The following is a 14,291-nucleotide window of genomic DNA, read 5'->3' on the forward strand; positions in this document are numbered from 1 at the left end:
ACGCGGTGCGGAATAGATTCGCGCCGACGCCGTTGCACAGGGTATATTCAAACGCATGGAAATGACGGGCGGGCGACCGACGTCGGATTGGGAGGAAACCATGAGCGACCAGACCCCGTGGGCAGGGATGCAGTTCGGTCTCATGTCCGTCAGCGACGTCACGCGCGACCCCACGACGGGCCGCACCCCGAGCGAGGCCGAGCGCATCCGCGACGTCATCACGATCGCGAAGCACGCCGAGGAGGCGGGGCTGGACGTGTTCGCGCTCGGCGAGCACCACAACCCGCCCTTCTTCTCGTCGTCGCCCACGACGACCCTCGCCGCGATCGCCGCGCAGACCGAGCGTCTCGTCGTCTCGACGTCGACGACGCTCATCACGACCAACGACCCCGTGCGCATCGCGGAGGACTATGCGATGCTGCAGCACGTGTCGGGCGGTCGGATGGACCTCATGATGGGGCGCGGCAACACGGGCCCCGTCTACCCCTGGTTCGGCAAGGACATCCGCCAGGGACTGCAGCTCGCGATCGAGAACTACAACCTGCTGCACCGCCTGTGGACGGAGGACGTCGTCGACTGGGAGGGGGCGTTCCGCACCCCGCTGCAGGGCTTCACCTCGACGCCGCGGCCGCTCGACGACGTCAAGCCGTTCGTCTGGCACGGCTCCATCCGCACGCCCGAGATCGCCGAGCAGGCCGCCTACTACGGCGACGGCTTCTTCGCGAACAACATCTTCTGGCCCAAGGAGCACTACCAGCGGCTCATCAACCTCTACCGCCAGCGGTACGCGCACTACGGCCACGGCACGCCGGAGCAGGCGATCGTGGGCCTCGGCGGCCAGGTGTTCATCGCGAAGAGCTCGCAGGACGCCGTGCGGCAGTTCCGCCCCTACTTCGACGCCGCCCCCGTGTACGGAAACGGCCCCGCCATGGAGGACTTCACCGAGATGACGCCGCTGACGGTCGGCTCGCCGCAGCAGGTGATCGATCGCTACGCCGCGATGCGCAACACCTTCGGCGACTACCAGCGCCAGCTCTTCCTCGCCGACCACGCGGGACTTCCGCTCAAGACCGTGCTCGAGCAGATCGACTTCCTCGGCCAGGACGTCGTGCCGGTCCTGCGCAGGGAGCTCGCGCAGAACCGTCCGTCGTCGGTTCCGGATGCGCCGACCCACGCCGCGCGCGTGAAGGCGAAGTACGGCGACGCCGAGCCCCGTCAGCCGCGCCCGAACGCCAACCGCGGCGACAACGTCACGGGCGGGTCGCCCTACCAGGACACCGACGCGGTCGAGGCCGCGAAGCCCGGTGCGGCGTTCGGCGCCGCGGCGACGGGGCGCTGACCCGTGGCCGCCCGACGCCTCGTCGTCCTCTCCGCGGGGATCTCGGATCCCTCATCGACCCGACTCCTCGCGGATCGTCTGACGCGAGCCGTGCTCGACGATCTCGACGCACGCGGTGTCGAGACGGAGGTCTCGGTCTTCGAGCTCCGCGACTACGCGCACGACATCATGAACAACATGCTCACGGGGTTCGCCCCGAAGCCGCTCGCCGAGGTCATGGCGTCCGTGGCGGCGGCCGACGCGATCATCGCGGTCACGCCGATCTTCTCGACGTCGTACTCCGGGCTGTTCAAGTCGTTCGTCGACGTGCTCGACCGCGACGCGATCGAGGGGACGCCCGTGCTCCTCGGCGCCACGGCGGGCACGCCGCGGCACTCGCTCGCCATCGACTACGCCATCCGCCCGCTGTTCACCTACCTGCACGCCGAGCCCGTGCCGACGGGCGTCTTCGCGGCCTCCGACGACTGGGGCCAGGGGGCGGACCGCGTCGCGCCGCTGCAGAAGCGCATCGACCGCGGAGCCCGTGAGCTCGCCGACGCCGTGGCTGGTCGCGGCGAGAGCGAGAAGGCCGATCCGTTCTCGCCGGAGAGCTACCTCGGCGAGGGCGGCTCGTTCGAGACGCTGCTGGGCGGCATCGGCCGCTGAGACCGCGGGAGGATCGTCCCGCAGGAGGCCCCGGTCCGGGAAGACCGGGGCCTCCTGCGTCTCATCGCCCAGCCGCTCCGCTCGGCGCCCAGCGGGAGACGGCGGCGTCGGCCAGCCAGCCGAGCGCGAGCGCCACGACGATCGACACGAGCACAGCGGGCACCGGCCCACCCGGCACGACCGCGCCGACCGCTGCGCCGACGAGAGCCTGGTACGCCGCCCAGGCGAGCGCAGCGCCCGCCGAGACCGGCAGGTAGCGCGATGCCGGGATGCGGGCAGCGCCCGCAGCGAGGTTCACGACGAGACGGGCGAACGGGATGAAGCGCACCGTGAAGACGGCGACCGCGACATGCCCCTCGAGTCTCCGCTCCGCCCACGCGAGCGTGCGCCGGAAGCGCGGGCGGCGCATGAGCGGCCACTGGCGGGGGTGGAAGCGCCGTCCGACCGCATAGCATGCGGCGTCGCCGGCGAACGCGCCGGCCGCCGCGACGCCGATGACGGCCCACAGGGGAGGCCCCTCGTGACCCAGGGCGACCGCGCCGAGCACCGTGACCGCGATCTCGCCCGGCACGACGACGAGGAAGGCATCGGCGAAGACGAGGCCGAACAGGATCGCGAGGGCCCAGGGGTCGCCCGCGAGCGCTCCGACGACGTGGTCGAGCGCGCCGAGCGCGTCGTCCAGCACGTCCGCTCAGCCGCCCAAGGGCGGCGCAGGCAGCGGGCTCCCGTCGCCCAGGCCCCGCCCCGGCACCGTCACGAGCGCGTCGTGCTTGGGACCGAGCCCGTCGCCCGCGGTCCGTCCTCGCAGCCTCCGCCAGATCCAGGGCAGCGCGTGCTTGCGCACCCAGCCGGGGCCCGGCTCGTCGTCGTCGGCGTGCAGCGCGTCGTCCAGCCCGCTCAGGGCGGCGGCGTGGGGGATGCCGACGACCTCGGCGGCACGGTAGGCGAGCAGACGGTGTCCGCGTGAGCGCAGGTGCACCTTGTCCTCGGCGTACATCGAGAGGTCGCCGAGCTCGGGGAGCGCCTCCACATCGAGCAGGAGCGATCCCGTCTCGGCGGCGATGCGGCGGATCTCGTGCGCGAACGCCGCGAACCGGCGGGCGAACAGCATCACAGCCCGCCGGCGGGGGAGGAACGGCGTGACGAGGAGCACGTCCGCGCCCGTCGCGCGGATGTCGCGCACGACGCGCTCGAGCTCTCGGGCGAGTGCGACGGGATCGGCGCCGTGACCGACGAGGTCGTTGGCGCCCATGAGGATCGAGACGAGGTCGGGGCGCAGGGCGATCGCCTGCGGCGTCTGCGTCGTCACGAGGTCGCGCACACGGCGGCTGCGCACGGCGAGGTTGGCGTAGCGGAAGGGCGTCTCGGCGTTCTGCGCGAGGAGCGACGCCAGGCGGTCGGCCCAGCCGCGGTAGAGCCCCTCCCTCATGCGCGAGGAGTCGCACAGGCCCTCCGTCAGGGAGTCGCCCAGCGCGACGAACGTGCTCCACCGGCGCCGCTGCGCCGGGGGTCGGGGTGCGAGCGGGCGCGTCGCGCCGCGGACGAGCAGCGCGTCGTCGTAGCCGCGCAGGCGGCCTGCCTCGCGGTAGTGCCCGACGAGCTGCCCCGTGACGGCGTCCCACGTGCGGTGCTGCACGCTCGCGTGCGCGGCCTCTGCGAAGGAGCGGCGCTTGGCGTCGTCGCCCAGGAGATCGTCGACGCGCGCCCTCAGGTCGTCGAGGTCTCCCGGACGGTAGAGCCATCCGTCGACGCTGCTGCGCACGAGGTCGACGGGGCCGCCCCGCCCCGTCGCGACGACCGGCACGCCGCTCGCGAGGGCCTCCTGCACGGTCTGGCAGAACGTCTCGCTCTCGCCAGGATGGACGAACACGTCGAAGCTGGCGAGGGCCGCGGCGAGGTCGTCGCCGCCGAGGAATCCCGTGAAGACCGCTCCGGGCAGCGCGCGCTCGAGGCGCGCGCGTTCCGGCCCGTCGCCCACGACGACGAGGCGCGTGCCGGGGATCCCGCACAGCACGCGCAGATCCTCCACCTGCTTCTCCGGTGCGAGACGACCCATGTAGCCCACGATCCGCTCGCCGGGCGCGATCGATCGACGCCACTCCTCCGAGCGCCGCGAGGGCGAGAACCGTGCGGCGTCGACGCCGCGCCCCCAGCGCGCGAGCCGGTCGACGCCGAGCGCGCCGAGCTGCTGCTCGGCGGCCGAGGACGGCGCGAGCGTGAGCGTGGCGCGCCGGTGGAGGCGGGCGACGTGCGCGGCGGCGGCGGTCGCGGCGCCGGGGACGCCGTAGCGCTCCGTGTATGCGACGACGTCGGTCTGGTAGACGGCGACCGTCGGGATCCGCAGTGCGTCGGCTGCGGCCAGCGCCTGCCATCCGAGCACGAAGGGAGACGCGAGATGCACGACGTCGGGACGGAACTCCTCGAGGATCCGCCGGATGCGCCGGGCCGGCGCCAGCGCGACGCGCACATCGGGGTAGGAGGGGAGCGGGACGGACGCGAGGAACGCGGTCCCGTCGGCCACCCGGCCCGGCCGCTGCCCGGCCGCCCGCGGGGCGACGACGAGGGTCTCGTGACCCTGCGCCTCGAGACGGCGCTGCACCTGGAGGACGGAGTTCGTCACCCCGTTCATGTGGGGGAGGAAGCTCTCCGCGAAGACGGCGACTCTCACGTCTCCAGGGTGACGCCGCCGCATGGCTGCCGGCGGCGGTTTCGCGAGCGGTTCGCGCGATGTTCACCGGATGGCCGCGCTCGTTCACGCAGACGTCGACGGAGGGCGCGATCGCGGCTCCTGGTAGGGTGGCACGGTCAGCATTCTGCGGACCCGCGGTGTCGCGCCGCGCCCTGGACGCCTTCTCGCGTCCTGCATGACTCGCCCGTCACACGGAGGGGCGAGGGTAAACAAAGAAGGAGAGACCTCTTGGAAGGTCCTGAAATCACCGCAGCCGAGGCCGTTCTCGACAACGGACGCTTCGGCACCCGCACCATCCGCTTCGAGACCGGCCGTCTCGCGCAGCAGGCGCAGGGCGCCGTCGCCGCGTACCTCGACGAGGAGACGATGCTCCTCTCGGCCACCAGCGCGTCGAAGAACCCCCGCGAGGGCTTCGACTTCTTCCCCCTGACGGTCGACGTCGAGGAGCGCTCGTACGCCGCCGGCAAGATCCCCGGCTCGTTCTTCCGCCGCGAAGGCCGCCCCTCCACAGAGGCCATCCTCGTGTGCCGCCTCATCGACCGTCCGCTGCGTCCGTCGTTCGTCGACGGCCTCCGCAACGAGATCCAGATCGTCGTGACGGTGCTCTCGATCGCGCCGGGCGAGTTCTACGACGCTCTCGCGATCAACGCGGCGTCGGCGTCGACGCAGATCTCCGGTCTGCCGTTCTCCGGCCCCATCGCCGGCGTGCGCCTCGCGCTCATCCCGGGCCAGGCCGGCAACGCCGACCAGTGGGTCGCGTTCCCCAACGCCGAGCTGCTCGAATCGGCCGTGTTCGACCTCGTCGTCGCCGGTCGAGTGGTCACGGACGCCGACGGCTCCGAGGACGTCGCCATCATGATGGTCGAGGCCGAGGCGACCGAGGCGAGCTGGAACCTCATCAAGTCGGGCGCCACGAAGCCGAGTGAGGAGATCGTCGCGCAGGGCCTCGAGGCCTCCAAGCCCTTCATCAAGCAGCTCGTCGCGGCGCAGGCCGAGATGGCCGCGAAGTCGTCGAAGGCCCCGCTGGAGTTCCCCGTCTTCCCGGCGTACAGCCAGGAGACGTACGACTTCGTCGCCGCCCAGGCCCAGGCCGACCTCGAGAAGGTCTACCTGATCGCCGACAAGCAGGAGCGCCAGTCGGCCGACGACGAGGTCAAGGCCCGCGTCAAGGCCGCCCTCGTCGAGAAGGTCGAGGCGGGCGAGCTCCCCGTCGCGGCACCGCTCGAGTTCGGCGCGGCGTACAAGTCCGTCACGAAGAAGATCGTGCGCGGCCGCATCCTCACGGAGGGCGTCCGCATGGACGGCCGCGGCCTCGCCGACATCCGTCCGCTCGACGCCGAGGTGCAGGTCATCCCGCGCGTCCACGGCTCGGCGATCTTCCAGCGCGGCGAGACGCAGATCATGGGCGTCACGACGCTCAACATGCTCAAGATGGAGCAGCAGATCGACTCGCTGTCTCCCACGACGAGCAAGCGCTACATGCACCACTACAACTTCCCGCCCTACTCGACCGGCGAGACCGGCCGCGTGGGCAGCCCGAAGCGCCGCGAGATCGGGCACGGCTTCCTGGCCGAGCGCGCGCTCGCGCCCGTGCTCCCGAGCCGCGAGGAGTTCCCCTACGCGATCCGCCAGGTGTCCGAGGCCCTCGGCTCCAACGGCTCGACGTCGATGGGCTCGGTGTGCGCCTCGACCCTGTCGCTCCTCAACGCGGGCGTTCCGCTTCGCGCCGCCGTCGCGGGCATCGCGATGGGCCTGGTGTCCGACGAGGTCGACGGCCAGACGCGCTACGCCGCTCTGACCGACATCCTCGGCGCCGAGGACGCCCTCGGCGACATGGACTTCAAGGTCGCCGGAACGAGCGAGTTCGTCACGGCCATCCAGCTGGACACGAAGCTCGACGGCATCCCCTCGGAGGTGCTCGCGGGCGCGCTCACGCAGGCGAAGGACGCGCGTCTGCGCATCCTCGAGGTGCTGAACGCCGCCATCGACGGCCCCGACGAGATGGCCCCCACGGCCCCGCGCGTCATCAGCGTGCAGATCCCGGTCGACAAGATCGGCGAGCTCATCGGCCCCAAGGGCAAGACGATCAACGCGATCCAGGATGAGACCGGCGCGCAGATCTCCATCGAGGAGGACGGCACCGTCTACATCGGCGCGACCGACGGCCCGTCGGCCGAGGCCGCCCGCGCCCAGGTGAACGCGATCGCGAACCCGACGAACCCCGAGATCGGCGACACGTTCCTCGGAACGGCCGTCAACATCGCGAAGTTCGGCGTTTTCGTCTCGCTGCTGCCCGGCAAGGACGGGCTGCTGCACGTCACCGAGCTGCGCAAGCTCAACGGCGGCAAGCGCGTCGAGGCGATCGAGGACGTCGTCAGCGTGGGTCAGAAGATCCTCGTGCGCATCTCGAAGGTCGACGACCGCGGCAAGCTGTCGCTCGAGATCGTCGACGAGGAGTCGGACTCCGCCGAGGCGCCCGCGGAGGCTCCCGCCGAGGTCTGATCCCGTCCGCACGGAGGGCCGGTCGCGCATGCGCGACCGGCCCTCCGCGCATCCGGTGTGATGAAAGCGTTATGGCGTGCCGACCGGGTCGGACGCGGCCATCCGGTTCAATGGGGGGAGGGGATGGGCGGGTCCGTCGCACCCCACGAGGAGCGACATGGAACCTGGGTCGCCGCATGAGCGGGTCGGGGCGCACGGCCCCGTCGACGCGCGCGCCCACCTCGACGTCGCCACCCAGGCGATCCAGACGGTCGCGGCCCACCCGTCCGCGCCGCTGCCGACGCAGGGGCCGGGGGTCGGGGCCGGAGTGCGCACCGCGGTCGGGGGCTCCGAGCTCGCGGTCTTCCCGCTCATGCTCGGCGGTGCCGAGTTCGGGTGGAACATCGACCGGGCCGCCGCGTTCGCCGTGCTCGACCGCTACGCGGAGCTCGGCGGCAACGCGCTCCACACCTCCGACCGGTTCGGCGCCGGCCGGAGCGAGTTCATCCTCGGCCAGTGGGCGGCGTCTCGCGGCGTCCGCGACGACATCGTGTTCGCCGTGCGCGTCGGTGCCCATCCCGACAACCCCGGGCTCGGATCGGTCAACCTCGTCCGGGCCGTCGAGGCGTCGCTGGAGCGTCTCGCGAGCGATCGCATCGATCTGCTCTACCTGGATGCGTCGAGCTTCCCGCTCGCCTCGCTCGAAGACGCGCTCGCGACGGCCGAGTGGCTCGTCGAGAAGGGCAAGGTCCGCGCGATCGGAGCCTACGGGCTCACCCCCGAGCAGCTCGTCGAGGCGCGCATCCTGAGCTCGGCCGGATACCCGCGCATCGAGGCGGTCGACGTCCCCTACAACCTCATGCGCCGCGGCGAGTACGAGGGGGACATGCGGTTCGTCGCGGGCGCGCAGGGACTCGCCGTGACGCCGTCGCACGCCCTCGAGCACGGATTCCTGTCGGGGATGCACCGTAGCCGGCTCGGCATCGGGCACTCCGTGCGCGCCGAGCAGCTGTCGAAGCTCATGAACCGGCGCGGGGCGAGGGCGCTCAAGGCGCTCGACGTCGTCGCGGGGGAGCTGGAGCTTCCGCACGCCGCCGTCGCCGTCGCGTGGCTGCTGGCGCAGCACGGCGTCGTCGCGCCGATCGTGAACGCGTTCACGGCGTCGCACGTCGACGAGCTCGTGCGGGGCGTCGGCGTGCGGCTCGGGCGCGCGCACCGAGCCGACCTCGCGCGGGCCGTCGACTGAGCCGGATTCCGCGTTCGGCGTAACGGGCGGCGGGCAGCCCGGAGGGGTGACATAGGGTGGAAGACGCCCGCGCCACGCGGGCCACGGGTGCGGTCGAAGAGGGGGTCGGATGACGCACTACATCTACCTCGTCCGCCACGGCGAGCACCAGCATGCCGAGCACGGGCTCGAGGATGGTCCGCTCTCGCCGCGCGGCGAGCGTCAGGCGTCGCTGCTCGCCGACCGGCTCTCCGGCGTGCCCTTCGATGCCGTGTGGCACTCGCCCCTCGCACGTGCGGCCGAGACGGCGCGCATCGTCGCCGGCCGGATGCCCGCCGTGGACCCCCAGCCGCACGCTCTCCTGTTCGACTGCGTGCCGACGGGGATGACCGACGAGACGCCGGCCGTGTTCGAGCCGTTCTTCGGCGCCATCACGGAGGAGGAGATCGAGGCGGGCCGCGCGCAGATGGCCGACGCCATGACGGAGTTCCTCGTCCGCAAGAACGGCGACGTGCACGAGCTCATCATCACGCACAACTTCGTCATCGCGTGGTTCGTGCGCGAGGTGCTCGGCGCCCCCGACTGGCGGTGGATGACCCTCAACCAGGCGAACTGCGGGCTCACGATCATCGCGCAGAAGCAGGGCCGGCCCTGGAACCTCATTTCGCACAACGATCTCGCGCACCTGCCGTTCGAGCTCCGCACCGGCCTCCCGGAGACCCCTCCGGTCTGAGCCGCGGCGGCCGTCCCGCGCGGTGCGCCCCTGTCCCGGCATTCGGATGGCTGGGGCTGGTGCCGGCGTGTCGGGCGCAGGGGATGACATCCGCCCCGCCGGTCCGATTCCCGGCCCCGGGTGCTCTCGCCGCTCGTGCCGGACGCGACCGGCCGCTATCCGCGGGCGCGACGGAGGGATGCTCGCGCACCGAGGATGGCGGCCTCCACGAGCGGCCAGTCGTAGAGCACGAGGGCGTAGTCGAAGCGCAGCGTGATGTAGCCGCGGGCGGCGGCATTCGCGTCGCGCACGAGATCCTTGTGCCGCATGACCGCACCGTCGTGGTTTCCGCGGCCATCCACTTCGAGGATGATGCCGCTGCCGAGGACGAAGTCGACGCGCCCGACGCCGTCGATCACGACCTGGCTTCGCACGGCGATCCCGAGGCGGAGGAGTCTGAGGCGCAGGATCGATTCGAGGCCGCTGCCCGCATCGCCTCGCGCGAGGTCGACCAGTCGCCGTTGGCGGGCGTCCAGCTGCGCGCGCACCGATGCGCGCTGTCGGCGCGTGAGGAGCCGCAGCGCCCAGGCGGATTCGAACGCCGCGAAGAACGCTTCGTCGCCCTGGCAGCGTGCGAGCTGCACGAGCGCGCGCACGATGTCGACCAGTCCGTATCCGGAGGGACCGTCATCCCAATGCGCGACGCATGCGCATGCGGGGTGCGCACGCTGCCGCCCGTGCGCGCCGAGCGCGACGTGCACGACGGAGGAGTCGAGTGTCCATACGCCGAGCTTCTCGAGGACGGAGGCGCAGCACAGCATCCCGCCGTGCTCTGCGGCCGTCAGGACCTGCGCATCGACGTCGGGTGTCGCGAACACACCGGGCCGGATGGAGCGGACGGCCTCGGCATCGCGTGCGCGTCGCAGATCTCGGCGAGTGGCGCCGACCGACCGGAGCTGCCGGGTTCGGACGACGCCGCCGCTGTCGGCGACGCGGGCGGCGATCTCGGAGGGCTGCATCCCGTCAGCGTCGCCGGCGGCTCGCCCGGCGGGGGAGGGCGTGGGCGGATCGGGGAGCCGACGCCGCGTGTCGCGTGCCTGTGGACGGGAGGATGCCCTCGCGTCCCCTGCTCGTCCCCGTCCCGTCCCGTCCCTGTGCCTGCATTCGGATGGCTGGGGCCGGTGGAGGCGTATTGAGCGCAGGGAGCGGCATCCGAACCGCCGGCCCGAATCGCGGGTCCAGCGGCGGGTCTGCTGGGGCCGTCCCGTCGGGGCCGTCCTCGTCCCGGTCCCGGCATTCGGATGGCTGGGGCGGGTGCCGGCGTGTCCGCCGCAGGGGATGGCATGCGCCCCTCCGGTCCGATTCCCGGCCCGGCCTAGGATGGGATCATGACGACACGCGTGGCCCTCGTCGGCGGCACAGGCAAGCTCGGAGGCATCATCCGCGAGGTCGTCGACGGAATGGACGGCTTCGAGGTCGCGGCCGTGCTCGGCTCGCGCAGCGACCTGTCCGAGCTCGACGGCGCCGACCTCGTCATCGACGCCTCGACTCCGGCGGCGAGCATCGACGTCGTGCGGGCGGCCGCCGCGCGCGGGCTCAACGTCCTCGTCGGCACGAGCGGATGGTCGGCGGAGCGCATCGCGCTCATCCGCCCCGTCGTCGCTGAGGCGGGGACGGCCGCGGTCTTCATCCCGAACTTCTCGCTCGGCTCCGTGCTCGGCACCGCGCTCGCCGCGGCGGCGGCGCCCTTCTTCCCGTTCGCGGAGATCGTCGAGGCGCACCGCGACACGAAGATCGACTCGCCGAGCGGAACGGCCGTCCGCACCGCCGAGCTCATCGCCGCCTCCCGCCGCACGCCCGTCGAGGCGCCTTTCGCGGACCAGCGGGCGCGAGGGCAGCAGGTCGCGAGCGTTCCCGTCCACTCGCTCCGGCGCCCCGGCGTCGTCGCGCGCCAGGAGGTCGTCCTCTCGGGCCCTGGAGAGTCGCTCACGGTCGTGCACGACACGGTCGAGCCGGCGGCGGCGTACGCGCCGGGCATCCGCATCGCGGTGCCGGCCGCGCTCGCTGCGACGGGCGTCGTCGTGGGTCTCGAGAGCTTCATCGACATCGGCATCGGCGTGCCCCGCACCTCCGCGGCGGCGCCTGTCGACGACGGCTCGACACCCGGCGGCCAGGCGGCGCGGGCGACGGGCGCGTGAGGCTCCGCGTGGGCGTGGCCGTGATGGCCGCGCTCCTCCTCCTCTACATCCTCGTCGTCGGCCAGCGCGCCGTGGCCGCGCTCGTCGCGGGCCTCGACGAGGGCGAGCCCGTGCTCGTCGTCATGGGCGCCGCCATGATCGTCCTCCCGCTCATCGCGCTCTGGGCCCTCGGTCGCGAGCTGTGGTTCGGATGGCGCGCCGAGCGTCTCGCGCGCCGGCTCGAGAGCGAAGGGGGCCTGCCGACCGAGGCCGTCGAGACGTCGCCGAGCGGTCGCCCGACGCGCGCCGACGGCGACGCGCTCTTCCCCGTGTACCGCGCGCAGGTCGAGGCGGACGAGGCCGACTGGCGCGCGTGGTACCGCCTCAGCCTGGCCTACTCGGCAGCGGGCGACACGAAGCGCGCCCGCTCCGCCGTGCGCGAGGCCATCCGCCGCGAACGCGCAGAGGCCGCCTGAGCCGGCCGCCTGCCTGAACCCGGCTCAGCGCGCGGGCACCGCCGCGGCGATCGCGGCCTCGACGGTGTCCTGCACGAACGAGAACCCGCTCGCCCGCAGGGCGCTCGGTGCGACGTCGGCATCGGCGAGCAGCATCGCCTCGGCGAAGTCGCGCCCGAGCAGCGTGCGCAGCGCCCATGCCGGAGCCGGTACGAGGAACGGCCGCCCGAGGCGCCGCGCGAGCGCGCCGACGAGCTCGGATGCGCTGGCGGCGGAGGGGCCGGCGAGGTTCACGGGGCCGGTGAGACGGTGGGCGAGCACGTGCCGGATGGCGCGCACCTCGTCCTCGAGCGAGATCCACGCCCAGATCTGGCGACCCGACCCCAGTGGACCAGCGAGGCCGGCCCTCGCGAGGGGGACGAGCGGCTTGAGGAGGGCGGCGGGATGGACGAGCGGCGCCGTGCGGAGGAGGGCGACTCGGTCGCCGGCCTCGCGCGCCGCCTCCTCCCAGTCGACGCAGAGCCGTGCGAGGAACCCGTCACCCGGCGCGGATCCCTCGTCGAGGGGGCGACCCGGCGCGGAGCCGTAGTAGCCCGACGCGCTCGCCGACACGAGGAGAGGCGGCCGGTCGAGGTGCGACACCGCGCGCGCGAGCACGCGCGTGGGCGTCAACCGCGACGCGACGAGCTCGCGGCGGTAGCCCGCCGTCCACGGCAGGCGCCCGACGCTCGCGCCGCAGAGGTTGACGACGGCGTCCGCGCCGTCGAGCACCGCCGGGTCGAGGCTCGGCGCGTCGAGCCATCTGACCTCGTCGGGTGCGGTGGGCGCACGGCGCACGAGCCGCGTGACGGCCGTGCCGTCCGCCCGGAGCGCGTCGACGAGAGCGCGGCCGATGAGCCCGGACGACCCCGCGACGACGACCCGGGCGAGCGGCTCGGCGGTCATCGCGGTCAGGAGAGCGTGGCTTCGAGGGAGATCTCGATGCCCGCGAGGGCCTGGGACACGGGACAGCCCGCCTTGGCCCCCTCCGCGATCTCCTGGAAGCGCTCCGCGTCGAGCCCGGGAACGACCGCGTCGACGTTGAGGTGGCTGCCCGTGATGCCCGTGCCGGGCTTGAAGGTCACCGACGCGGTCGTGTCGATGCGCTCGGGCGGGGTGCCGTTCTCGGCCAGCGCGTTCGAGAGCGCCATGCTGAAGCACGACGAATGCGCGGCTGCGATCAGCTCCTCCGGGGTCGTGGTGCTGTCCGAGCCCTCGCTGCGGGCCTTCCAGTTCACGGGGAACGCACCGATCCCCGAGGAGAACGAGACGGTCCCCGATCCCTCGAAGAGGGTTCCGCTCCACGCGGTGCTGGCTTCGCTCGTGACGGTCATGTCGGTCCTCCGGATCGGGGGCGGATGGTCGCGGCCAGCCTATCCGCGCAGCCCGCGCCGGGGAACGGCTTGCGCACGCGCCCGACGTGTCATATTCCGCCACCTCGGCCCCCGGGGCTCCGCGCCCGAATACCGTGGAGGCGATGTCCCCGACCGCCGCCCTCCTCGTCATCGCCGCGATCGTCGTCGCCGCGACGATCGCGGGCATCGTGCTGCGCCGACGGGATGGCCGCGCCCGCGCCGTGCACGCGGGCGCCGTCGAGCCGTCGGCGCTGGCACTCCCCGGTGACGCGTTCGGCGAACGCGCGACGCTCGTGCAGTTCAGCACGGAGCTGTGCGCGCGCTGCCCGGGCGTGCGCCGTCTCCTCTCCGAGGTCGCCCGGGAGCGGGAGGGCGTCGTCCACGTCGACGTGGACCTCACGCACCGGCCCGACATCGCCCAGCGGTTCCGGGTGCTCCAGACCCCCACGACGCTCGTGCTCGACGCGCACGGCGTGCCCCGCGCCCGCATCGCGGGCGCCCCCGCTCGCCATACCGTCGCGCACGAGCTCGACGCCCTGGAAGGGATCACGCATGTCTGACGCCACCGCAGGGATCGATCCGCGCGGACCGCGCTTCGCCGCCGCCATCACGAGCGCGCTCCTGCTCGTCGCGACGTTCCTCGCCTTCATCGGCAACGCGACGGGCACCGTGAGCGCGTCGTTCGGGTGGTTCGCGTATCAGCCGCTCGCGAACGCGCAGTTCACGTCGGGAGACCTTTCCGCGCTCACGCGCGCGTCCGTCGCCGAGCGCGCGGCCGATGCGGGATTCGTCGCGGTGCTCGTCGTCGCGCTGCTGTTCCTCTGGAGCGTCCTCTCACCGCGGACGGCGCCGTGGGGTGCGCTGTTCCGCACCGTCGTCCGCCCCCGTCTCGCACCTCCGACGGAGCTCGAGGACCCGCGCCCTCCCCGTTTCGCGCAGGGCGTCGGCCTTCTCGTCACGGGCATCGGCCTCGTGCTGCACCTCGCGGGGGTGCCCTGGGCGCTGCCAATCGCGGCGGCCGCGGCCTTCGTGGCGGCCTTCCTCAACGCCGCGTTCGGGTTCTGCCTCGGCTGCCAGATCTACCTCCTCCTGCAGCGCGCCGGCCTCATCGGCCGCGAGCGGGCGGCCTGAGCGGACGTCGGATGGCCGACGCCCACGGCCCGAGCCTGCGCCC

Annotated in this window: 14 protein-coding genes; 9 read left to right on the forward strand and 5 right to left on the reverse strand. The window is 72.9% G+C overall.

The window, feature by feature from the left end; all coding sequences use genetic code 11:
- Positions 1-100: 100 nt before the first annotated feature.
- The gene (locus ABD998_RS12840) at positions 101-1,339 is read left to right on the forward strand and encodes an LLM class flavin-dependent oxidoreductase (RefSeq protein WP_345439746.1); all 1,239 of its coding nucleotides are present in this window, start codon (positions 101-103) and stop codon (positions 1,337-1,339) included.
- Between the two features lie 3 nt (positions 1,340-1,342).
- A complete protein-coding gene (locus ABD998_RS12845) occupies positions 1,343-1,984 on the forward strand; it encodes a CE1759 family FMN reductase (RefSeq protein ID WP_345439748.1) in 642 nt (213 codons plus the stop codon).
- A 61-nt stretch (positions 1,985-2,045) separates the two neighbouring features.
- On the opposite strand, the gene ABD998_RS12850 is transcribed toward ABD998_RS12845, so the two are convergent.
- Both ABD998_RS12850 and ABD998_RS12855 read right to left on the reverse strand, forming a co-directional pair.
- Positions 2,046-2,669, reverse strand: a complete 624-nt coding sequence (locus ABD998_RS12850; RefSeq protein WP_345439750.1) for a DedA family protein — start codon at positions 2,667-2,669, stop codon at positions 2,046-2,048.
- Positions 2,670-2,675: 6 nt separating this feature from the next.
- Positions 2,676-4,652 (reverse strand): GDSL-type esterase/lipase family protein, encoded by a 1,977-nt coding sequence (locus tag ABD998_RS12855; RefSeq protein ID WP_345439752.1) that lies wholly within the window; start codon positions 4,650-4,652, stop codon positions 2,676-2,678.
- Between the two features lie 249 nt (positions 4,653-4,901).
- On the opposite strand from ABD998_RS12855, the gene ABD998_RS12860 reads away from it, so the two are divergent.
- The 3 genes from ABD998_RS12860 to ABD998_RS12870 all read left to right on the forward strand — a co-directional run bounded on the left by ABD998_RS12860 (position 4,902) and on the right by ABD998_RS12870 (position 9,112).
- Entirely contained in the window at positions 4,902-7,175 is a 2,274-nt protein-coding gene (locus ABD998_RS12860; RefSeq protein WP_345439754.1) for a polyribonucleotide nucleotidyltransferase, read from the forward strand.
- Between the two features lie 157 nt (positions 7,176-7,332).
- Positions 7,333-8,400 carry an aldo/keto reductase gene (locus ABD998_RS12865; RefSeq protein ID WP_345439756.1) on the forward strand — a complete coding sequence of 356 codons (1,068 nt, stop codon included), beginning with the start codon at positions 7,333-7,335 and terminating at the stop codon, positions 8,398-8,400.
- 109 nt (positions 8,401-8,509) lie between these two features.
- Entirely contained in the window at positions 8,510-9,112 is a 603-nt protein-coding gene (locus ABD998_RS12870; RefSeq protein ID WP_345439758.1) for a histidine phosphatase family protein, read from the forward strand.
- A gap of 155 nt (positions 9,113-9,267) precedes the next feature.
- Here the strand turns inward: ABD998_RS12870 and ABD998_RS12875 are convergent, their stop codons facing one another.
- Complete coding sequence (locus tag ABD998_RS12875; RefSeq protein WP_345439760.1) at positions 9,268-10,110, reverse strand: DUF559 domain-containing protein; 843 nt, start codon at positions 10,108-10,110, stop codon at positions 9,268-9,270.
- A gap of 369 nt (positions 10,111-10,479) precedes the next feature.
- On the opposite strand from ABD998_RS12875, the gene ABD998_RS12880 reads away from it, so the two are divergent.
- Together ABD998_RS12880 and ABD998_RS12885 are read left to right on the forward strand one after the other, a co-directional pair.
- Positions 10,480-11,289, forward strand: a complete 810-nt coding sequence (locus ABD998_RS12880; RefSeq protein ID WP_345439762.1) for a 4-hydroxy-tetrahydrodipicolinate reductase — start codon at positions 10,480-10,482, stop codon at positions 11,287-11,289.
- Between the two features lie 8 nt (positions 11,290-11,297).
- A complete protein-coding gene (locus ABD998_RS12885; protein WP_425562979.1) occupies positions 11,298-11,744 on the forward strand; it encodes a hypothetical protein in 447 nt (148 codons plus the stop codon).
- Positions 11,745-11,768: 24 nt separating this feature from the next.
- Here the strand turns inward: ABD998_RS12885 and ABD998_RS12890 are convergent, their stop codons facing one another.
- Positions 11,769-12,668, reverse strand: coding sequence for a TIGR01777 family oxidoreductase (locus tag ABD998_RS12890; protein ID WP_345439766.1), 900 nt, complete (start codon positions 12,666-12,668; stop codon positions 11,769-11,771).
- Between the two features lie 5 nt (positions 12,669-12,673).
- Positions 12,674-13,096, reverse strand: coding sequence for an OsmC family protein (locus ABD998_RS12895; RefSeq protein WP_345439768.1), 423 nt, complete (start codon positions 13,094-13,096; stop codon positions 12,674-12,676).
- A gap of 143 nt (positions 13,097-13,239) precedes the next feature.
- Here ABD998_RS12895 and ABD998_RS12900 point away from each other — a divergent pair, with 143 nt between their 5' ends.
- The gene (locus ABD998_RS12900) at positions 13,240-13,677 is read left to right on the forward strand and encodes a thioredoxin family protein (protein WP_345439770.1); all 438 of its coding nucleotides are present in this window, start codon (positions 13,240-13,242) and stop codon (positions 13,675-13,677) included.
- Positions 13,670-14,248, forward strand: a complete 579-nt coding sequence (locus ABD998_RS12905; RefSeq protein ID WP_345439772.1) for a DUF4395 domain-containing protein — start codon at positions 13,670-13,672, stop codon at positions 14,246-14,248. The genes ABD998_RS12900 and ABD998_RS12905 overlap by 8 nt, the downstream gene beginning before the upstream one ends.
- Positions 14,249-14,291: the final 43 nt, after the last annotated feature.

Source organism: Microbacterium gilvum (assembly GCF_039543865.1).
Taxonomy (GTDB): domain Bacteria; phylum Actinomycetota; class Actinomycetes; order Actinomycetales; family Microbacteriaceae; genus Microbacterium; species Microbacterium gilvum.

What these genes read in the sequence shown, in the direction of transcription:
- ABD998_RS12905 (WP_345439772.1), top strand. Translation starts at nt 13,670, where the DNA reads ATGTCTGACGCCACCGCAGGGATCGATCCGCGCGGACCGCGCTTCGCC.
- ABD998_RS12880 (WP_345439762.1), top strand. Translation starts at nt 10,480, where the DNA reads ATGACGACACGCGTGGCCCTCGTCGGCGGCACAGGCAAGCTCGGAGGC.
- ABD998_RS12875 (WP_345439760.1), bottom strand. Translation starts at nt 10,110, where the DNA reads ATGCAGCCCTCCGAGATCGCCGCCCGCGTCGCCGACAGCGGCGGCGTC.
- ABD998_RS12900 (WP_345439770.1), top strand. Translation starts at nt 13,240, where the DNA reads ATGTCCCCGACCGCCGCCCTCCTCGTCATCGCCGCGATCGTCGTCGCC.
- ABD998_RS12840 (WP_345439746.1), top strand. Translation starts at nt 101, where the DNA reads ATGAGCGACCAGACCCCGTGGGCAGGGATGCAGTTCGGTCTCATGTCC.
- ABD998_RS12870 (WP_345439758.1), top strand. Translation starts at nt 8,510, where the DNA reads ATGACGCACTACATCTACCTCGTCCGCCACGGCGAGCACCAGCATGCC.
- ABD998_RS12895 (WP_345439768.1), bottom strand. Translation starts at nt 13,096, where the DNA reads ATGACCGTCACGAGCGAAGCCAGCACCGCGTGGAGCGGAACCCTCTTC.
- ABD998_RS12865 (WP_345439756.1), top strand. Translation starts at nt 7,333, where the DNA reads ATGGAACCTGGGTCGCCGCATGAGCGGGTCGGGGCGCACGGCCCCGTC.
- ABD998_RS12890 (WP_345439766.1), bottom strand. Translation starts at nt 12,668, where the DNA reads ATGACCGCCGAGCCGCTCGCCCGGGTCGTCGTCGCGGGGTCGTCCGGG.